Raw genomic sequence first — 18,634 nt, 5'->3', positions numbered from 1 at the left:
CATGGCCGGTCACACGAGCACCGTCAACGACTCCGATCACAGGAGTGCCTTCAACGACCTGGTCCGACACTTGAGCGGCTATGTGTGCGAACCAGGCAGCCGCGACTACGCACAGGTCGTCGCCATCGACAATGGCCGCACCCGAACCGAACCGGCATACATCATCCGTGCCAACTCCTACGACGATGTCGAACACGCCATCACGTTCGCGCGTCGAACCGGCTTGCCCCTGACGGTGCGCGGCGGCGGGCACAGTGCCGCCGGGTACTGCCTGAACTGGGGCGGCGTGGTGCTGGACCTCGGGCTGATGAAAACCATGACACTGGACAAGCACAACAACCGGCTGACCGTGCAGATGGGCGCCACCTGGAGCGATGTGTACAACTACGTCGCCCACCACCCCGGGCTGGTACCTGTCGGCGGTGGCTGCCTCACCGTGGGCCTGCCCGGCTTCCTCCTGGGCGGCGGCTACAGCTTCGTGTCCCGCTCCTACGGACTCGGCAGCGACAACGTCACCGAGATCAAACTCGTCGACGCCGCCGGCAAGCTGCGCACCCTCACCGCCACCGCCGACGCCGACGACCGAGAACTTTTCTGGGCCTGCCGGGGCGGTGGCGGCGGCAATTTCGGAGTCGCCGTCGAGATGACCCTGCAACTGCAACGTCCGCCCACCGCGACCATGCTCGGCGGTGAACTGTCCTTCCCCCTGGATCGAGCCGAGCACGTGATCGCGGCCTACGACGCATGGGCCGCAGGCGCCCCCGACGCGATGGCCGCCTACGGCTACATCGGCTACCAGACGGACCCGACGGAGCCGACCCGCAGGATCCCCACTTTCCGGATCACCCCGGTCTACAACGGTGAGTTCGCCGACGGCATCGACCTACTCCGGCCGATGCTCAGGCTGAAACCTCTCGCCACCCATCTGTACGCGATGCCGCTGCCGACGTGGGAGGCCGTCTTCGGCAAGGCCACCCTCGTCGGCAACCGACTGGCCTATATCCGCTCCGGAGTGATCGGAAACAAGGGCTGGACTCCGCAAATGATCGAGGCCCTCCTGAAACATTCGGAGACCGCGCCGTCGAAGGAGAGCTTCGTCGTCTGGACCCACGGCCGCGGCCAGGTCTGCGCCGAGAATCGCCGCGACCAAGGCCCGTACCCGCATCGCGACAAGCGCTACGTCTTCGAACTCAAAGCTATCTGGAACAACCCGGCCGAAACCCGGCACAACGTGGAATGGGCCTTCGACTACGGCGAAGCACTCAAAAATGACTTCCACGGCGCCTACGTCAACTACATCGACCCACTCCAAAGGGACTGGGCCACGGCCTACTACGGCGACAACCTGAAGCGGTTGAAGGAAATCAAGCACAAGGCCGATCCGGGCCCCCACCCCTTCTTCCACTTCCAGCAGTCGGTCGACTCCGACTACCGGCCGAACCTCGATTCCCGCCCGTTGGACCTCAGCCCGCTCAACCGGACCCTTTACTGATCCCCGCACCGACCCTGCTCGGGAGTACCTCCATGGCCAACGACACACCCACACCTCGACAGATCTTCACCGACCTGTCGGTGGCCCTCACCGGCTTCGACCGGGCGGAACTGGGAGCCACCGGTCTGCTCGACACCTACTACGACACCCTTCTGCGCATCATCGGCGAACGCGAAGCCGGACACCTGCTCCGAGACGCCGGCGATGCCCTCGCTCAGGACCGCGAGAACCACAAGAACAACAATGCGGCTCTCGAGCTGAAGGTGATCCACGCTGAGCGGTACCGTCCGGTCGTCCTCAGCCTGATCAAGCTCTGGTACCTCGGCCGCTGGTATCCGCTGCCGCCGGCCTACCGCGACAAACACGGGTCGACCGCGAACGACGTGGAACACGTCATCTCCGCCCAGGCATATCGGGAGGGCCTGGTCTGGGCCGCGGCCGGGGCACATCCGATGGGCGCCAAGGCGCCCGGCTTCGGCTCTTGGGCACAACCCCCGACCGGCCCGCGACCTTCTGACCGTGAAGGAGCACGATGAGCAAGCCCGAGCATTTCGATCTGGTGATCGTCGGCGGAGGCATCGCCGCGGCCACCATCGCCAAGACCGTCATCGAGCAGGCCGCCGCGCAGAATCCGCCCCGGCACCCCCACATCCTGATCCTGGAGGCCGGCCGGGCCACAGCCATGAGCGCCGACAAGTACGACACCTATGTCCAGGCGTACCAGCAGGCCCTGTACAAGGTGCCCAACTCCCCTTATCCCGCGACGAGTTCTGCACCCCAGCCCGATGTGCTCGACATCGACCGGCCGCCCAGCAGCAAGGGATATTTTGTTCAGAAGGGCCCGATGCCCTTCGGCAGTGACTACGCCCGCACGCTCGGTGGCACGACCCTGCACTGGCTCGGCACCTGCCTGCGGATGCTCCCCAACGACTTCAAGATGCAGACGACATACAACAGGGGCGTCGACTGGCCGCTGACCTACGAGGATGTGAAGCCGTACTACGAGCGGGCCGAGTGGGACATCATCGGCGTTGCGGGAGACGTGGACGATCAGAACTACCCCGGCATCGAGCCGACGAACTACTTCCAGAGCGAGGACGGAGACAGGTTCGGGCACGGGGCCTACTACTTCCCCATGCGACCGATTCCATCCAGCTATCTCGACAACTACATCAAGGGCAAGATCGACAACAAGACAGTCACGCTGTTCGGTGACTTCCCGGATGTCCCCGGTCCCGTTCCCGACCCTCCGGACACCCTCCCGGATCCCAACTTTTCCGAGCCCCTGGACAGCCACGAATTCACGCTCACGGTCAGCAACACCCCCGTAGCCCGCAACTCCACCCCGACCACCGAGTCGTACCGGGTCGTCGGTGCTGTCGGCAACGCCGACCAGGGGCAGCGCTGCGAAGGCAACTCGAGCTGCATTCCGATCTGCCCCGCCCAGGCGAAATACAGTGCGCTCAAAACTCTGTACGAGCTGATCATCAACTACCCCGACTCCACGTCGGCGAACCCGCCGTCCAAGGCCCGCGTCACTGTGCGCAGCCAGTGCGTCGTCACCCGTGTGTTGCACACCCCGGAGTTCTCGGCCGTCCCGCGTGGTCGTGGAGTGGCCTCCGATGACAAGGGACCGACGGGTGTGGTCACCGGCGTGACATACATGACCTACTTCGACGACGGCCGCCCACCACAGGAGCACACGGCGACCGCCGACATCTACGTGCTCGCCGCGAATGCCATCGAGAACGCCACCCTGCTGCTGGCCTCCCAGGCTGCCAACCGCAGCGACCAGGTAGGCCGCAACCTGATGGACCATCCGCTGTTGCTCACCTGGGGACTGCTCGAGGACAACGTCGGCGCCTTCCGGGGCCCCGGCTCCACGTCCGGCATCCCTTCCTTCCGCGACGGTGACTTCCGCGGCGACCGGACCGCCTTCCGTGTCGAGATCGGCAACTGGGGCTGGAACTTCCCGGAGAACGCCCCCTATGACACGGTCCACGACCTGGTCGACATCGGTGAGAAAGACAAGGGCCCGCTGTACGGCAAGAATCTGCGCACCAGACTCGGAGATGTCCTGCCCCGTCAATTCCGGATCGCCTGGGAGCTCGAACAGGACCCCGAGCAGAGAAACCGGGTCACCATCGACGACCGATACAAGGACGCGCTCGGCAAGCACCGCCCGGTCATCGAATACGACCTCTCGGAGTACGTACGCAAATCGCTGCCCTGGGCAGCGGAAGCGAGCAGGCAACTGTTCGAGTATCTCGGCATCGCCAAGCCCCAACAGCGCCCCACATACCAGCCGGGCGACTACACCCACTACGACGCCTCGGACGCGGCGGCCGTGGTGGTCGGGGATGAGACCTACTGGGTGCGCGGCGCGGGCCACGTCGTGGGCACGCACCGCATGGGCGACGATCCGACGGATTCGGTCGTCGACAGCTTCCAGCGCAGTCACGACCTGCCCAACCTCTACATCGTCGGCTGCGGCAGCATGCCGACACTGGGCACCTCCAACCCGACCCTCACCATGACCGCACTGGCCATCCGCACCGGCGACCAGATCGCCGAGATCCTGGGTCAGCAGAAGGGATCGCACGCGTGAACGAACAACAGACCGTTCCGACTCCCATCCGCGATCTTGCGGAGCTGACAGCCGCCCTGCAACTCGCCGTCGGCGTCGAGCTGAGCACCATCCCGGTCTACCTCACCGCCCTCTACTCCATCGAAGAGGGCCACAACGCCGACGCGGCACAGACCATCCGCAGCGTCGTCATGGAGGAAATGCTCCACATGACGCTCGCGGCCAACGTCCTCAACGCCCTCGGAACGCGGCCGAGCACCGAACCCGTCAACTTCCAGAGCTACACAAATCTCAGCCCGATCCCCTCCTACCCGCTGATCAGTCCCGTGATATCCGGCCTGGGCATACTCGAACTGCGCCCCTTCTCGCCGGACGCCGTGGAAACCTTCCTCCGGATCGAGCACCCGCTGCACGGCGCGGATTACCTGACCGCGACCAGCTCGGTTGGCTACCAGACCATCGGCCAGTTCTATCACGCGATCACCACCGCGCTGAATGACGACCACATAGTCCAGGATTCGGACTTCGCCCACGGTAATCAGGTGCCGAGCACGCAGTACTACGGCGGCGCGGGCCAGGTGATCGAGGTGATAGACCGTGCCAGCGCGGTGAATGCGATCAACAAGATCGTGGACGAGGGCGAAGGGCTTCCTCAGGAGGCATTAGGGAGGCAGGCGGTCATCGACGGCGACGATCTCGGCTCCCGATGGAAGATGTACTCCCACTACGCCCGCTTCCGTGAACTCCGAACCGGCCGCCGCTTCCGCCGCGACCAGACTGCCGGCGAGAAACCCGAAGGGGCAATCCTGCCGATCGAGTATGACGCCGTCCACCCGGCGCTGCACGACCCACACAACAGCCCACCTACCGACAGCCCCGAACACGCCGCACTGATCGCATTCGACCTCGCGTACACGCAACTTATCGACAACCTCTACCACGCCCTCTCGGGCCGGAACAACAACGCGGTGACCGGCCACAACGGCGCCGCCGCGACAGCCGAATCCCAGCTCCAGCAAGCCGTCCACGGCATGTATGCACTGAAGAACATGGCCATCGGCCTGATGCGCATCCCGCATCCGAACTCCCCGGGGCACACGCTGTGCCCCAGATTCTGCTACGTAACCCACAATGACCGGGCGCACAGCGCGAACAGGCCGCAGAACTGAGAGGTCAGGCCAAATGATCTGCATCGTGACGAAGTGGTGGCATGTCCCCGGCAAGGGCGACGAAGCCGTGACCGCACTCAAAGAACTGGTGAAGCAGGTGGAACAACATGAGGACGACACCCTCATGTACTGTCTGCACACCGCCGACGCGACAGGCTCGCTGCCTCCTCCGAACTCGAACGAGGTGATCTTCCTCGGCGCCTGGAAAGACCGCGAAGCCTTCGAAGCCCACCGCAAAGGCTCCATCTTCACAAAGTGGCTGGCCGACAACCTGCACCTGTTCGTGTGCAACGACGGCAAGCTCTACGTCAGCGCCGAATTCGCCGACCGCTTCGCCGGCTTCGTCCGCGGCGCTGCGGTCGGCGGCTGAACGGCGGCATTACCCGTGCCGCAAGGGCCCCGCCAGCCTCAAGATCATTACAGTAGACAACACGGTAACTCCTCCCGTGGGTCCGTCGCCGTCGGATCAGTGGCCGGGGCAAAGTGGTGCCCGATGGGTGGAACGGTTGCAGTATCCGAACTCAGCCGAGAGCCGGAGCAGCCAGGTCACGACTCGCCGGAGGCAAGAGGCCGAACATCAGTCGGCAATGTTGCGCATAGCCCGATCCGGGAGGATCCCGGCCTGGACGAGTTCCTCGTAGATCCGCTGCTGCTCATCGTCGAGATTCGAGTACAGCATGTCGTAGGCCAGAACTTCCTCGGCGAGCACCGCCACGGGATCCCAGTCGTCACCGAGCGCCGCGACGACGGCGCTGCGCCGTCGTGCCTCGTCCAGCGTGAGGTCGTAGGCAAAATTGTGGTCGGCCATCCGGGCATCTCCAACCAGGCTCTTTTCGAAAACGAATTGATGACGATGCCCAAATACGCCTTCTCGGGCAATGACGTGTATCACGTTTCATGGTTGGACTTCGTCACAGGTCGGCGGTCTCCCAGACCGGCGTCGCCTGATACAGGCCGCGCCCGCACAGCTGCGCGGCGATGTGACGGTCTGCTCGATGGGGAAACGCGTGCCGCCAGGTCGCCGGTATCGGTACTGTGCGCTGTCACCGAAACCGTGGCATGTTTGCAGCGTGAACGTGTCAGAAGTCGTCTACAACGTCGTAGTCGTCGCGCACCTGCTCGGCATGGCCGCAGTGGTGGGTGGCTATGCCGCGGGGCAGCCTCGCGTCTCGGAACTCATGGTCTGGGGTGCGCGGTTGCAGATCGTCACGGGGGTGATCCTGGTCGGCATGGCCGAATCCATCGACTCCCTCGGCAAGGACCCGGACATGGCGAAGATCGGCGTGAAGCTGATCGTTTCGGTGGCGGTGGCCGCATTCGCCGAGATCGGACGTGGGCGGGACAAGCGCGGCAAGTCGGTGCCGTGGCTGACCCACGCCGCGGGCGTGCTGGCGATCGTCAACGTTCTCGTAGCCGTCCTGTGGACCTGACCTGTTCGGCGCCGGCGGGTGCGTGCTCGTCGGCGCCGAACACGGGTCAGGCCTCGAACAGCGATTGCCCGAGGTAGCCGCCCGGCGCCGGAACTCCCGGCGGGATCACGAACACCGCGGAACCGATCGGCGTCGTCCAGACATTGAGCGCGTCGAACTCCGCGAGCCGGCGTTGCACCGGAACGAACTGGGTGTCCACGTCGCGCTGGTAGGCGGCGAACAGCAAACCCGAGTTGGAGATCCGGCCGGGCGTGGGCGCGTCGTCGTAGTTGTAGCCACGTCGCAGGAAGCGCTCGCCGTCGTGCGTGTGATGAGCGCGCGCGATGTGCGAGGACGGTGGGATGACCGGTATCCCGTTCGCGTCCACCGCCGCGAAGTCCGGCTCGTCGAACTCGTCGGCACCGGTCAGCGGCGCGCCGTTGGCGACGGTGCGGCCGACGGTGAGTTCCCTTTCCTCGCGGTCGATTTCGTCCCAGGTGTCCAGTGCCATCGCTATCCGCCGCAGCACGCACGACGTGCCGCCGCCCAGCCACGGCCGGGCCGCGCCGTCATCCCACACCAGACGGGCGAACTCCGGCGTGCCGGGCGCGAGGTTCACCGTGCCGTCGACCTGGCCCATCAGGTTGCGCGGTGTCCTGCCCGGCGCGGCATTCCGGAATCCGCGCTGCACCCAGCGCACCGTGACCAGTGAGGACACGCTCCGGCACAGCACCCGCACCGCGTGCGAGACCGTGGTCACCTCGTCGGCGCAGACCTGCAGGAGCAGGTCGCCGCCGGTCCACGCCGGTTCGAGCCGGTCGATGGCGAACGGCGGTAACGGCCGCAGCCAGGACGGCCGGTGCTGCTCGAGCCCGGTCGCCGGGAACACCGCGGGTCCGAAACCCACCGTGACGGTGAGCCGCGCCGGGCGCAGCGCGAGCTCGGGTTCGGTGTCCGCGAGCGCGGGCCTGCCCTGGGTGAGCCGGGCGGCGTCGCCGGTCCAGATCTTCAGCAGTCCGACGAGGTCGTCGCGGCGAGCGCCCGGCTTCAGGTCGAAGGCGATGAACGCCGCATGCGCCTGCGGGAGGGTGTCGATGCCGGCTTGGTGCGGCCCGTAGAACGGCACCGTCGCGTCCCCCGACGACGGATCGGGGTCCCGCCGCCCGGTGCGGGCGGCCGCGCCGAGCCCGATACCGGCGGCGCCTGCCGCGACGGCGCCGCCGCCCAGCAGACGCCGCCGGTTGATCCGTGCGGGTCTCGGTTCGGTCCGCTCAGCCACCGTGCGCGGGGGTCTGCGCGCCGGTATGGGACTCGCCGCCCGCGTGGTCGGGCACGTAATTCTCCTGGTTACCGGAGAAGTCGCGCACCTGGGCGGTGAAGGTGGTGCTCGAGCCGTCGTCGAAGGTCAGCGTGACCGACGTCTGCGACCCCGTGCGCAGTGGTCCGAGCAGACCCATGAACATGATGTGGTCGCCGCCGGGCCGCAGCTGCGTGCGCCCGTGCGCGGGAACGACGAAGCCGTCGCGTTTGGGCCGCATCGCCTTCGTCCCGTTCGCGTCGGTGACCACTTCGTGCAGTTCGATCCGCTCCGAAGCGGGACTGGTGGCCGAGACGATGGTGCGGGGGGTGTCGCCGGAGTTGGTCAGGTCGCCGAACGCCGCCGACATTCCGCTGTCGGCGGCTTTGACCCATTGATCGGAAATGGTGACGGTGTCGGCCGAGGCGGCGGCCTGCGTCGCGTCGGCCGACGAACAGGCGGTCAAGAGGAGCGCCGCCGCAGCGGCGGCCATCGCACCGGGCAGGAAGCGCGTGGTGCGTTGCCGAGTGAAGGTATGCATGAGAACTCCGAAGATGTGAGATGTGATGTGGCGCATGGCGGGACGGGCGAAGACAGTGCGGCGCACGCAACGCAACGGAGCCGTCACCTGGATGCGGGACTTCGACCGCTGATGCGCGGAACGAGGCGCGATTCACCGGATCTCGGGACGAATCGTTCGTCGGCCGCCATGTCGTGGCGCGCGGGGCCGTGATCGACGCCGCCGAAGACCGCTACGAGCCGCACGGGATCGGCGGGTGATCCGGATCGGCCGCGGGCGGCGGTGAGCGCATCGCGCGCCCGTCGGCGATGAGCCTGCGATGTCCGCTTGCGAGGTGGAGGGTCAGTTCGGCGGTGGGCCGCGCAGGCCGGAGCCCGAACTGAGCAGCAGGCGCCGTGGCCGGGGGAGTGCACGGCCGAACGCGAGCGAGCTGATCCGCACCGGTGCGCCGGGGCGATCGGCGAGGACCCGCACGGTGTGCCGCATCTCGGAGGCCGCACGCAGCACAGCTTGTTCGGCGGCGTGGATGAGCAGCGCGCCGAGCGGAACAGCCGCGAGATGCGTGCCGAGCATGACCGATGTCGCGCCCGCGTCGTGGTGGTGCGCGTTCGACAGGGTGGATGCGAGGTGCGCGAGAGCCTGCGCGATCGCCAGCGTCGCCATGATCTCGCCGAGCCCGTGGCGGTGTGGTCGCGCGCCGACGAACACGCCCACCGCCGCGCAGACCGCGATCAGTGTGGCGATCGGCGAGGCGCCCGGCGACATCGCACCCCCACCGAGTGCGTGCGCGGCGATGCTCACCGCCCCCGCCGCGGATCCGACGAACGCGCCGCGCAGCCGCGCCGCCATCACCGTCGGATTTCGCACCGACTCATACTACCGTTTGTCGTAGCCGTTGTGGACATCGGATCGAGCCCGCCGCGGCACTCCGGTCCGGCCCCGGCTCGAGCCGCACGGGCGCGGAAACGGAACGAGACAGCTTTGCGCGCAATACTTCCCGCAGGCCGACGCCGATCCGCGGGGCCGTTCATCGCGTTGAAGGGTGCGCGCGACGCGGAAGCCGAGGTCCGCTCACACCGTGACGGCCGCGTGGACGAGGTTGTGGTCGGATACTCCGCCGACGTCGTCGACCGATGCCCCGGTGACGCTCGCGCCGTGCACGACCACGTGATCGATGTACTGGGATTTCGCGCCCGAGGAGCGCGGGCGGGTCGGCAGCGAACCGGCGGCGCACTCGGCGACGACGAAGTCGTCGCCCAGTTCGGCGGCGACCGAGGCGCGATCGGTGTTGAAGTCGCCCAGCAGCACCGCAGCGGGCGCCGGTGCGTCCGAGGCGAGTTCGGCCAGGCGGGACAACTGGTCGGTGCGCCGTCGGTCGCCGGTCACATGGGTGGCGATCACCGTCAGCTCGCCCGCGTCGACGACCAGGGCGCCTTTGCCGTGATCGTGGGCGAAGGATTCGGCCGCGAGCTCCCTGCTCGGTTCGGCGGTGAGCACCACGAGGTACTCGCCGCCGTCGAGTAGGGAACTGGGCATACGCCGCGGCGTCGGCAGCCGCTGATACCGCATCGCGTGGAACGTCCGGTCCGGCAGGGCCATTCGCAGGCTGGCCAGCTGATCGCCGCTGACCTCCTGTAACGCGATGATCCGCTCGGTGCGTTCGGCCACCCGCGCGGTGATCGCGGCGATCCGTGCGCCCTCGTCCGGCCAGCGGGTCGCGACGTCCTCATACCAGTTCTCGGCGTGGACGCGATGCAGAACGTTCCAAGTGGCCACCGTGATCACCCTCGCGATCGTAGGCGAACCGGGTGAAACAGGTTGCGGCGCGGGCTGGACCGAGCCCGATGCGCTCACCCCGCGCCCTGGATGTCGATGCCTTGCTGAAGCGACGAGACCGCGTGATCGAGAATGCGATGCAAGGCCGCGACGGAATGGTCCTCGCCCAGCATCCAGTGATCGAGGCCGACGCCGAAAGCGGCGAAACAAGCCGCGGCGGTGAGCTGCGGCCGCAGATCGTCGGCGCGGAGCCCGGCGCGTAAGGCGAAGTTCAGTGCCATCGCGCGCTGTCGTCCCAGGGCGCCGATGAAGTTCTCGCGGCGCAGTTCCGGGTTGCCGATCAGCAGTCGCCTGGCCCGCCGTGCCGTCTCGGCTTGGCGGTCGCGTGCCCGCGCGTTCTGTTCGTCGAGGAGGAAGTCGCTCAGCGCCGCGCGCAGTGCGGTCAGCACCGACTCGCTCGTGGGGCGCAGGTCGACGGCGGCGAGCAACTGTGCCATCAGGTCTTCCTCATGGCTGAAGACGACCGCGAGTTTCGACGGGAAATGCCGGTGGAAGGTGCGCCGGGAAACGTGCGCCGCGTCGGCGATCTGCTGCACGGTGGTCTGCTCGAACCCGTGCCGCTCGAACAGTCGCAGCGCGGCATCGACCAATTCCCGGCGAACTCGCGCCTTCTCGCGTTCGCGCGGACCGTTCACGCCCGTCATGCCGCAATCCCTCTTCCCGATGTCGCCGACATTGGTGTCTCAAAGTGACACTTTAGGGGAGAGTCGGGCTAGAGTGTCTCGTCGAGACATCGAGCCGAGAACGAGAGGTGGCGCCATGTCGGTGCGACGTGCAGGAATCAGCGTGGCCGTGGCGGCACTGCTCTTCGCGGGGCCGTCGGTCGGTTCGGTGGGGGCCGATCCGGTCGCCGCCGGCGCGGCGCCGGGCACGGTCGCGACCGATGCGGCGCTGCCCGAACAGCTCTGGATCGAGGGCACGGGCACGGCCCGCCGCGTGACGTACTGGACCCGGACCTCCGATGACCAGCCCGCACTCTCCAGCGGCGCCGTGTTCGTTCCCGCGGGCGCACCGCCGAGTGGCGGCTGGCCGGTGCTGTCCTGGGAGCACGGAACGGTCGGCCTCGCCGACGAGTGCGCTCCTTCGACCGTGGGTCGCAGCAAGCGGGACCTGGATTACCTGGCGACCTGGCTGCGGCAGGGTTACGCCGTCGTGGCGACCGACTACATCGGTCTGGGCACCCCGGGCCCGCACGCCTACCTGGATGGGCGCGCCGAGGCGCACGCGGCGATCGACATGGTGCGCGCGGCCCGCGCCGTCGACGGATCGCTGTCGTCGAAGTGGGTCGCGATCGGCCAGTCCCAAGGCGGCGGCGCCGCGCTGTTCACCGCGTCGCTTGCCACGAGGTACGCCTCCGAGCTCGACTATCGCGGCTCCGTCGCCACCGGTCCGGCCGCCAATATCGTCGACGCCGCTTCGTTCCTCGGGCCCGACGCGCCGGCGATCGACAACGCGCACCTCACCGCCTACCTCGCATATGTGATGAACGGACTGAAGGCAGCGCGCCCCGGCTTCGACCTGGACAGCTACCTCAGCCCCGACGGCAAGCAGTTGGCGAACGCCGCGGAGTCGCTGTGCTTTCAACCGCTGGCCGGCCGCGCGCGAGGGATTCCGGTCAACCGGTTGTTCTCGCGCCCGCTCGCGGACGGGGATTTCGTCGCCACTGCCCGCCCCGTGATGGACGTTCCTCTCACCGGCTACGACCGCCCGCTTTTCGTCGGTCAGGGCACGAACGACACCGACGTCCCTGCCCCGCTGACCGCGAAGTTGGTGGCCGACATGGAATCGCACGGCGTGCGGCCCGAAGTCCATGTGTATCCGGGGAAGGATCACAGCGCCACCATGGCCGCTTCATTGGCTGACAGCATTCCGTTCGTCGCGCGCCTGTTCGCCTGACCGGGGCTTGGCGAGGACTCAGGCGCGTGCGGCCGCCGGCTCGAGGTCGAGGGCGTCCTGCGGCGGCGCGGTCGGCTTGCGGACCGGGATGGCGAGCGCGACGAGTGCGGCCAGCACGGAGACGCCGCAGCCGATCAGCAAACCCGTGCGGAACCCAGCTTCGGTGGGGATGGTGTGGGTACCGAGGCGGGTGCTCATCTGCGCGAGCACGACGCCGACGACCGCGGCCGAGACCGAGGTGCCGATCGAGCGCATCAAGGTGTTGAAGCTGTTGGCCGACGCGGTCTCCGACAGCGGGACCGCACCCATGATGAGCGCGGGCATGGAGCCGTAGGCCAAGCCGACGCCACCGCTGCACACGCAGGTGACGATGAGCAGGCCCCAGGTCGAGCCCAGCAGCAGGACCGACGAACCATAACCGAGGGCGATCACCGCGCTGCCCACGATGAGCGTCACTTTCGGGCCACGCGCGGCCGAGAGCCGGGCGCCCAGCGGGGAGACCGCCATCATCACCAGCCCGGCGGGGGCCATCCACAGTCCCATCGCGAGCATGGACTGCCCGAGGCCGTAACCGGTGGCCACCGGCAGTTGCAGCAGCTGCGGGATGATCAACGACTGCGCGTACATCGCGAACCCCACCACGATGGAGGCGGCGTTGGTGAGCAGGACCTGCTTGCGCGCGGTCACCCGCAGGTCGACCAGCGGGTCGGCGGTCCGTAGCTCCCACCAGACCCAGAGCGCCAGCACCAGAGCACCGGCCGCGAACAGGCCCAGGGTGGTTGCGCCGGCCCAACCCCAGTCGGCGCCCTTGGACACCGCGAGCAGCAGGCACACCAGCGCGGTGCCGAGGCCGAGTGCGCCGAGCAGATCGAAGCCGCCGCCTCCGCGCGCCGGGATGGCGGGCACCAGCAGCCAGATCAGCGTGGCCACACCCGCGCTCAGTACGGCCGAGCCCCAGAACAGCACCCGCCAGTTGGCGTTCTCGCCGACCGCAGCGGCCAGCGGAAGCCCCAGTGCGCCGCCGATGCCCATCGATGCGCTCATCACCGCGATGGAGGTGCCGAGCCGTTCGGTGGGCAGGACGTCGCGCAACGCGCTGATGCCGAGCGGGACGACGCCCATGCCGATGCCCTGCAGGCCGCGTCCGGCGATCATCGGGACGACCGAGCTGGCCACCGCGCACACCAGCGACCCCGCGATGAGCGGAACCGTGCACACCAGCAGCATCCGGCGTTTGCCGTAGAGATCGCCGAGCCTTCCGGTGATCGGAGTGGCCACCGCGCCGGCGAGCAGCGTCGCGGTGATCACCCAGGAGGCATTGGACGGGGTGGTGTGCAGCAGCCGGGGAAGATCCCCGATCAACGGCACCACCAGGGTTTGCATCAGAGCGGCGACGATGCCCGCCGCCGCGAGTACGCCGACGATGCCCTCGGACCGGACTGCGGATGGTGCTGCCACGCGAATCTCCATTCTCGATCGATGTGCACGATACATATTGATTGCATCATGCACAAGGGTTGTACTATGCAAATTCCCTGCACAGGTGCATGAATGTGGTATAGCTGCGGGGTGATGAGCCCGTGGCTCGCGAGATCGGCAGGAGTGTCGCGTGGACAAGCCCGTACCTTCGGTGGAGTTCGAAACCATGCTGCTGGGGCGGCACAGCCTCAGCGCGAAGACCCGCCGGGGCAGCGGCCACCTCGACCGCAGCGCCTACACCGTGCTGAGCAGGCTGCGAGTCCAGGGGCCCATGTCCGTGGGTGAGCTCAGCGAAGCCTTCGGTCTGGACACCTCCACGCTGCACCGTCAGACGACCGCCATGCGCAAAGCCGGTCTGATCGAACGCATTCCGGATCCGGACGGCGGCATGGCGCGCAAGTTCCGCATCACCACCGAGGGCGGGCGGCAGCTCGACGCCGAACGGGCCTACAACGTGCACGCACTCGAGACCGTGCTGGCGGACTGGACGGCCGAGGACGTCGCCGCGTTCGCGGGATTCCTGAAGCGGTTCAACACCGATATCGAACGCATCGACAAGCGCCCGTGGCCCCGGCCGTGAACGCGAGCCGCCGGATGCACACGAAACCTCCACAATTGCCGCCGGATCTCTCCACAGCCGATGGCTAGGGTTCCGTGCATGGAACACAGCGCACCGGCGCAGGGCGCGCGGCGGATCCTGGTGGTGGACGACGAGTTGACCATCGCCGAATCCGTCGCGGCGCGCCTGCGGGCGGAGGGGTTCACCGTTGATCTGGCGCACGACGGTCCCTCGGCCGTTGCCGCCGCCGAGGCCGTCGAGCCCGACTTGGTGGTCCTCGACGTCATGCTGCCGGGCTTCGACGGGCTGGAAGTGTGCCGGCGCATCCAGGCGCGTCGGCCGGTGCCCGTACTCATGCTGACCGCGCGGGCGGACGAAACCGACCAGTTGGTCGGCTTGGGCGTAGGCGCGGACGACTATCTGACCAAGCCGTTCTCGCTGCGTGTGCTCGCCGCCCGAGTGCACGCGCTGCTGCGCCGGATGGATCGGGCGGCCGACCGCGACGGCGCGACGATCCTGGTCGGCGACCTCCGCATCGATGTCGATCAGCGCCGGGTTTGGCGCGCCGAGGTCGAAGCTCGGCTCACGCCATTGGAATTCGAACTGCTCGCCCGGCTGGCTCGCCGTCCGCGCACGGTGCTCGCGCGCGAGCGGCTGCTCGAGGACGTCTGGGACTGGTCCGACGCGGCGGGCACCCGCGCGGTCGACAGCCACATCAAGGCGTTGCGCCGCAAACTCGGCGCCGACCTGATCCGCACGGTGCGCGGCGTCGGATACGCCCTGGAGGCACGATGAGCGCCGAGCGGGGCCGAGCGCCGGATGTGGAACGGATCGGCTCGGACCTGCCCGGTGGCGCCGTTCGAGTCAGGTGGAGCTGGGTGCGCCGGGTCGGTGACCGCGCGGCCGAGCTGTTGCCGCGGCCGCTGGACCCGGTGAAGTCGATCAAGCTGAAACTGGCGATCCTCATGCTGTGCTCCGGCGGGGTCGCGTTCGGGTTCTTCCGCTTCAAGATCGGGTGGCTGCCGCCGCGCACCACCCTCACCGCGGTGGTGATCGCGCTGGTGACCTCACAATTCCTCGCCCACGGCATCACCAGGCCGCTGCGTGAGATGACCGCGGCGGCCAAGCGGATGGCCCAGGGCGACTACACCCTGCGGGTGCGGGCGAGCTCCCGCGACGAAGTGGGGCAACTGGCCGAGGCGTTCAACCAGATGGCCGCCGACCTGGCCGCGGCGGACCAGCAGCGCCGTGACCTCATCGCGAACGTCTCGCACGAATTGCGTACCCCCATCACCGCTTTGAACGCGGTACTGGAGAACCTGGTCGACGGCGTCTCCCAACCCGACCCGGCGACCCTGCGCACCGCGCTGGCCCAGACCGAACGGCTGGCGCTGCTGGTCTCGGAATTGCTCGACCTCTCCAGCATCGAAGCGGGCGCTCTACGGCTGGACCGCGAGGATCTGCCGATCGCGCCGCTGCTGGCCGACGTCGTCGCCGAAGCGGAGGTCATGACCGCCGCGCTCGGGCGCGGCGTGCGCTTCCGCACCGACGTGCTGCCCGGCACCGCCCGCGTGTACGCCGACCGCGCGCGTCTGCACCAGGTGCTGCTGAACCTGCTCGACAACGCCGCTCGACACGGCCCCTCGGGCGGCGAGGTCCGCCTCGCCGTGCGCGTGGTGCCGGGCGAGGTGGTGATCGACGTCGAGGACGACGGCCCCGGCATACCGCCCGCCGAACGCGCCCGGGTGTTCGACCGGTTCACCCGCGGCCGCACCTCGGGTGGCGGCACCGGGCTCGGCCTCGCCATCTCCCGCTGGGTGGTCGACCTGCACGGCGGCACCATCGCCGTCGCCGATCCCGGCTCCCGCATCCGGGTGGTTCTGCCCGGCCGCTGATCTGCCACACCCCACGACCCGGACCGCCAGGACGGACCCGGGGCCATTCCGCACGCCCACCGAAGGAACGAACCATGCCTCCAGAACCCGAATCCGCCCCGACAGCCGAGCCGTCGCCTGCGTCCGCACCGCCTGCCTCGAGCGCTGAAACCACGACAACCGATTCCAGCGAACAGACCGCTGCGCCCACTGCTCCGGTATCGGACGCGTCGGCGGGCCGCGAGCAGGAGGCATCGAGTACCACCGCTCCGGATTCGCCTGCCCGGGACGGCAAGCCCGGCACGCCGCCCTCCGGCGTGCCCGTGCTTGCGCCGCGGCCGCCCAAGTGGCGCCGTGTCGCCTGCCCTCCGGGCGTGGCGCTCGCGGCGCTCGTGTCCGGACTCGCCGCGGCGATCCTGATCCACTGGGACCGGCCCGGTATCGGCTGGGTCCTCGCCGCCGCGATCACCGCTTCGGCGGTCTTCCTCGTCGACCGCAATGCCCGCAAGAGTGTGACCGACACGACGGCCGGAGCCTCCGGGAACGCGAAGGCAGCGCCCGAACGGTTGACGGCGGCAACGAGTTACGTGTGGAACGCGGGCCGTTTGTGGTGGGCGACCGTCGCACTCGCTCTGCTCGCGGTCGGGGCCGTCCGCGCCGCGGGTTGGCTCTTCGCGTTGTGCGTCGTGGCGGCCTGCGTCGCCGGTTCGCTCGCGGTGGTCGGACGCCGGTCGGCGAACGGCATCCTCTACGACACCCTCGCGGTCGGGCTGGAGGCGGTGGCCGCTGTGCCGTGGGCGTACGCGGGCACCGCTCGGGTGCGCGCAGGCGGCACCGCACGCGGGCTGCGTCTCGGACTGTCGGTGGCGGTGACCCTCGCGCTGCTCGCGGTGTTCGTTCCGCTGCTCGGCAGCGCCGACGCGATGTTCGCCGCGCTGCTCGAGACCGTGACCCCGGACTTGGAGATGCCGTCGGTGGTGCGGTGGGTCGTCGTGTTCGCGGTGGTGGCGCTCGGCGCGCTCGGCGCGATGTACGTGCTCGCGGGACCCCCGCTGCCCGCCACCGCGGCAGCGGGCGGGCGGACTTTGCGCCGGACGGAATGGGCGCTGCCGGTCGGCGCGCTCGCGATCCTCTTCGCGGCGTTCGTCGCGACGCAATTCGTCGCGCTCTTCGGCGGCGACGACTACGTCCAGGAAACCTCGGGTCTGACCTATGCCGAATACGCCCGCACCGGGTTCTGGCAGCTCTCGGCGGTCACCGTGCTGACCCTCGCGGTGCTGCTGATCGTGCTGCGCTGGGCCGCCCAGGACACCGCCGCCGATCGGTGGTGGCTGCGCGGGTTGCTCACGGCGGTGAGCCTGCTCGCCCTCGTCATCGTCGCCTCGGCCCTCGGCCGAATGTGGACCTACCAGCAGGCCTACGGCTTCACCGTGCTGCGTCTCCTGGTGGAAGCCTGCGAAATGTGGCTGGGCCTGGTTTACGTCCTGGTCCTGGTCGCGGTCGTGCGGCTGCGCCGGGCGTGGTTGCCGCGCGCCGTACTGGGCACCGCGATGGCCACGCTGCTCGTCCTCGCCGTCCTCGACCCGGAACGACTGATCGCCGACGAGAACGTCGATCGCTGGCAACGGGGGAAATCGCTGGACACCGAGTACCTGCTCACCCTCTCGCCCGACATCCTGCCGGCGATCGATCGGCTTCCCGAACCCCTGCGCGCCGACGTGCGCGCCCGGCTGCGCGCCGACCTCGACGAGGACACCTGGCAGAGCTGGAATCTCTCGCGGGCGAGAGCGCGGTGAGCTCCCGTGCAATACACTTGTATTATCGCTGATCGTGGGTTATAACTGGCCTGAGTGGGCACTGTTGTCGCTGGTGGGGATCGATCCTCGCGAAGTGCTGCAGGTGCTCATGGGTGCCCGCCGATGGCCTCGGCAGGCGCGTGGCAGGAACGAACTCGCGGTCCTGACGGTGTGGGGCCGGACCGAGACAGGCCGGCCACTCATCGTCGCTGTCCGCCGCACCGAAGGCTGGCAGTGGGACATTCTGGGCGCGGTCGAGATGACCGAGGCTCAGGTGGCCGAACTCGAGCGTTGGGAGCACGCCGATGACTGACTATCCGACGAACCCGAAGGACGTCCAGGACTTCCTGTCCGGTCTCGAATACACCGACGCGCCCGTGGAACCGGCCGAGCTGCCCCCGCCGCTGCGCGCCGAGGACGCGGTCACCGTCACCACGTCCCTGCGCATCCCGCTCGACCTGCACCAGCGGGTGAAGAAGGCCGCCGAGCAGCGCAACGTGACCATGTCGGCGCTCATCCGGGACTGGATCGAGCTGGAACTGGCCGCCCTGGACAACGACCAGCCCATTTCGCGCGCCGACGCCCTGCGGGCTCTGGCCGCCCTGCATCCCCTGCGTCAGTCGGCTTAGCCTGCTGCCGCGACGGCGTCACCGATATATCCGGAATTCGATGACGATCGGACCGGATGCGTAGGCGACGCCGGTGGTGCGTGCCGACCGA

General features: G+C 68.4%; 20 protein-coding genes. 13 read left to right on the top strand and 7 right to left on the bottom strand.

All coding sequences use genetic code 11. From position 1 onward, the window contains the following. Position 1 precedes the first annotated feature (1 nt). The 5 genes from ON19_RS16075 to ON19_RS16055 are packed head-to-tail and all read left to right on the top strand — an operon-like array spanning position 2 to position 5,618. Positions 2-1,492 carry an FAD-dependent oxidoreductase gene (locus ON19_RS16075; protein WP_043692528.1) on the top strand — a complete coding sequence of 497 codons (1,491 nt, stop codon included), beginning with the start codon at positions 2-4 and terminating at the stop codon, positions 1,490-1,492. Between the two features lie 32 nt (positions 1,493-1,524). Then, positions 1,525-2,028 (top strand): hypothetical protein, encoded by a 504-nt coding sequence (locus ON19_RS38985; RefSeq protein ID WP_051168949.1) that lies wholly within the window; start codon positions 1,525-1,527, stop codon positions 2,026-2,028. Next, positions 2,025-4,100 carry a GMC family oxidoreductase gene (locus ON19_RS16065; protein ID WP_051168948.1) on the top strand — a complete coding sequence of 692 codons (2,076 nt, stop codon included), beginning with the start codon at positions 2,025-2,027 and terminating at the stop codon, positions 4,098-4,100. Before ON19_RS38985 ends, ON19_RS16065 begins: the two co-directional genes overlap by 4 nt. After that, positions 4,097-5,248 carry a ferritin-like domain-containing protein gene (locus tag ON19_RS16060; protein WP_043692525.1) on the top strand — a complete coding sequence of 384 codons (1,152 nt, stop codon included), beginning with the start codon at positions 4,097-4,099 and terminating at the stop codon, positions 5,246-5,248. Before ON19_RS16065 ends, ON19_RS16060 begins: the two co-directional genes overlap by 4 nt. A 13-nt stretch (positions 5,249-5,261) precedes the next feature. After that, on the top strand, positions 5,262-5,618 hold the full coding sequence (locus ON19_RS16055) for a putative quinol monooxygenase (protein WP_043692523.1): 357 nt from the start codon (positions 5,262-5,264) through the stop codon (positions 5,616-5,618). 207 nt (positions 5,619-5,825) lie between these two features. Here ON19_RS16055 and ON19_RS16050 read toward each other — a convergent pair whose 3' ends face one another. Then, entirely contained in the window at positions 5,826-6,056 is a 231-nt protein-coding gene (locus ON19_RS16050) for a DUF6400 family protein (protein WP_043692520.1), read from the bottom strand. 316 nt (positions 6,057-6,372) lie between these two features. Between ON19_RS16050 and ON19_RS16045 the strand changes: the two genes are divergently transcribed. Next, on the top strand, positions 6,373-6,678 hold the full coding sequence (locus tag ON19_RS16045) for a hypothetical protein (protein WP_051168964.1): 306 nt from the start codon (positions 6,373-6,375) through the stop codon (positions 6,676-6,678). A 46-nt stretch (positions 6,679-6,724) separates the two neighbouring features. Here ON19_RS16045 and ON19_RS16040 read toward each other — a convergent pair whose 3' ends face one another. The 5 genes from ON19_RS16040 to ON19_RS38980 all read right to left on the bottom strand — a co-directional run bounded on the left by ON19_RS16040 (position 6,725) and on the right by ON19_RS38980 (position 10,954). Continuing rightward, positions 6,725-7,936 carry a Dyp-type peroxidase gene (locus ON19_RS16040; protein ID WP_043692518.1) on the bottom strand — a complete coding sequence of 404 codons (1,212 nt, stop codon included), beginning with the start codon at positions 7,934-7,936 and terminating at the stop codon, positions 6,725-6,727. Further along, a complete protein-coding gene (locus tag ON19_RS16035; protein ID WP_051168963.1) occupies positions 7,929-8,495 on the bottom strand; it encodes a copper chaperone PCu(A)C in 567 nt (188 codons plus the stop codon). Before ON19_RS16035 ends, ON19_RS16040 begins: the two co-directional genes overlap by 8 nt. A 321-nt stretch (positions 8,496-8,816) precedes the next feature. Continuing rightward, positions 8,817-9,341 carry a hypothetical protein gene (locus tag ON19_RS16030; protein WP_083899416.1) on the bottom strand — a complete coding sequence of 175 codons (525 nt, stop codon included), beginning with the start codon at positions 9,339-9,341 and terminating at the stop codon, positions 8,817-8,819. Positions 9,342-9,545: 204 nt separating this feature from the next. After that, entirely contained in the window at positions 9,546-10,259 is a 714-nt protein-coding gene (locus tag ON19_RS16025) for an endonuclease/exonuclease/phosphatase family protein (protein WP_043692511.1), read from the bottom strand. 65 nt (positions 10,260-10,324) lie between these two features. Next, positions 10,325-10,954 (bottom strand): TetR/AcrR family transcriptional regulator, encoded by a 630-nt coding sequence (locus ON19_RS38980; RefSeq protein WP_051168947.1) that lies wholly within the window; start codon positions 10,952-10,954, stop codon positions 10,325-10,327. 115 nt (positions 10,955-11,069) lie between these two features. Between ON19_RS38980 and ON19_RS16015 the strand changes: the two genes are divergently transcribed. Further along, a complete protein-coding gene (locus ON19_RS16015) occupies positions 11,070-12,206 on the top strand; it encodes a lipase family protein (RefSeq protein WP_043692508.1) in 1,137 nt (378 codons plus the stop codon). A gap of 18 nt (positions 12,207-12,224) precedes the next feature. On the opposite strand, the gene ON19_RS16010 is transcribed toward ON19_RS16015, so the two are convergent. Further along, a complete protein-coding gene (locus tag ON19_RS16010; RefSeq protein WP_043692505.1) occupies positions 12,225-13,676 on the bottom strand; it encodes an MFS transporter in 1,452 nt (483 codons plus the stop codon). Between the two features lie 139 nt (positions 13,677-13,815). Between ON19_RS16010 and ON19_RS16005 the strand changes: the two genes are divergently transcribed. From ON19_RS16005 to ON19_RS15980, 6 genes are all read left to right on the top strand, one after another. Then, on the top strand, positions 13,816-14,265 hold the full coding sequence (locus ON19_RS16005; protein WP_043692502.1) for a MarR family winged helix-turn-helix transcriptional regulator: 450 nt from the start codon (positions 13,816-13,818) through the stop codon (positions 14,263-14,265). A 78-nt stretch (positions 14,266-14,343) separates the two neighbouring features. Further along, the gene (locus ON19_RS16000; protein WP_063709442.1) at positions 14,344-15,039 is read left to right on the top strand and encodes a response regulator; all 696 of its coding nucleotides are present in this window, start codon (positions 14,344-14,346) and stop codon (positions 15,037-15,039) included. Between the two features lie 170 nt (positions 15,040-15,209). Further along, entirely contained in the window at positions 15,210-16,139 is a 930-nt protein-coding gene (locus ON19_RS15995) for a HAMP domain-containing sensor histidine kinase (protein ID WP_227955025.1), read from the top strand. A gap of 74 nt (positions 16,140-16,213) precedes the next feature. Further along, positions 16,214-17,914 (top strand): DUF4153 domain-containing protein, encoded by a 1,701-nt coding sequence (locus ON19_RS15990; protein WP_083899413.1) that lies wholly within the window; start codon positions 16,214-16,216, stop codon positions 17,912-17,914. 34 nt (positions 17,915-17,948) lie between these two features. After that, a complete protein-coding gene (locus ON19_RS15985) occupies positions 17,949-18,227 on the top strand; it encodes a hypothetical protein (RefSeq protein WP_043692499.1) in 279 nt (92 codons plus the stop codon). Then, positions 18,220-18,543, top strand: coding sequence for a ribbon-helix-helix domain-containing protein (locus tag ON19_RS15980; RefSeq protein ID WP_051168945.1), 324 nt, complete (start codon positions 18,220-18,222; stop codon positions 18,541-18,543). The genes ON19_RS15985 and ON19_RS15980 overlap by 8 nt, the downstream gene beginning before the upstream one ends. The last annotated feature ends 91 nt before the right edge of the window (positions 18,544-18,634 follow it).

Source organism: Nocardia abscessus NBRC 100374 (assembly GCF_000308455.1).
GTDB classification, from domain to species: domain Bacteria; phylum Actinomycetota; class Actinomycetes; order Mycobacteriales; family Mycobacteriaceae; genus Nocardia; species Nocardia abscessus.
Note: the sequence above shows the minus strand (reverse complement) of the source record. Positions and strands in the feature narration are given on the sequence as shown.

Bases quoted from the DNA above. Each gene is read 5' to 3' on its own strand.
- ON19_RS16050 (WP_043692520.1), bottom strand. From the start codon at position 6,056: ATGGCCGACCACAATTTTGCCTACGACCTCACGCTGGACGAGGCACGA.
- ON19_RS16035 (WP_051168963.1), bottom strand. From the start codon at position 8,495: ATGCATACCTTCACTCGGCAACGCACCACGCGCTTCCTGCCCGGTGCG.
- ON19_RS15980 (WP_051168945.1), top strand. From the start codon at position 18,220: ATGACTGACTATCCGACGAACCCGAAGGACGTCCAGGACTTCCTGTCC.
- ON19_RS38980 (WP_051168947.1), bottom strand. From the start codon at position 10,954: ATGACGGGCGTGAACGGTCCGCGCGAACGCGAGAAGGCGCGAGTTCGC.
- ON19_RS16075 (WP_043692528.1), top strand. From the start codon at position 2: ATGGCCGGTCACACGAGCACCGTCAACGACTCCGATCACAGGAGTGCC.
- ON19_RS38985 (WP_051168949.1), top strand. From the start codon at position 1,525: ATGGCCAACGACACACCCACACCTCGACAGATCTTCACCGACCTGTCG.
- ON19_RS16000 (WP_063709442.1), top strand. From the start codon at position 14,344: ATGGAACACAGCGCACCGGCGCAGGGCGCGCGGCGGATCCTGGTGGTG.
- ON19_RS15990 (WP_083899413.1), top strand. From the start codon at position 16,214: ATGCCTCCAGAACCCGAATCCGCCCCGACAGCCGAGCCGTCGCCTGCG.
- ON19_RS16055 (WP_043692523.1), top strand. From the start codon at position 5,262: ATGATCTGCATCGTGACGAAGTGGTGGCATGTCCCCGGCAAGGGCGAC.
- ON19_RS16015 (WP_043692508.1), top strand. From the start codon at position 11,070: ATGTCGGTGCGACGTGCAGGAATCAGCGTGGCCGTGGCGGCACTGCTC.
- ON19_RS16065 (WP_051168948.1), top strand. From the start codon at position 2,025: ATGAGCAAGCCCGAGCATTTCGATCTGGTGATCGTCGGCGGAGGCATC.
- ON19_RS16010 (WP_043692505.1), bottom strand. From the start codon at position 13,676: ATGGAGATTCGCGTGGCAGCACCATCCGCAGTCCGGTCCGAGGGCATC.
- ON19_RS15995 (WP_227955025.1), top strand. From the start codon at position 15,210: ATGCTGTGCTCCGGCGGGGTCGCGTTCGGGTTCTTCCGCTTCAAGATC.
- ON19_RS16045 (WP_051168964.1), top strand. From the start codon at position 6,373: ATGGCCGCAGTGGTGGGTGGCTATGCCGCGGGGCAGCCTCGCGTCTCG.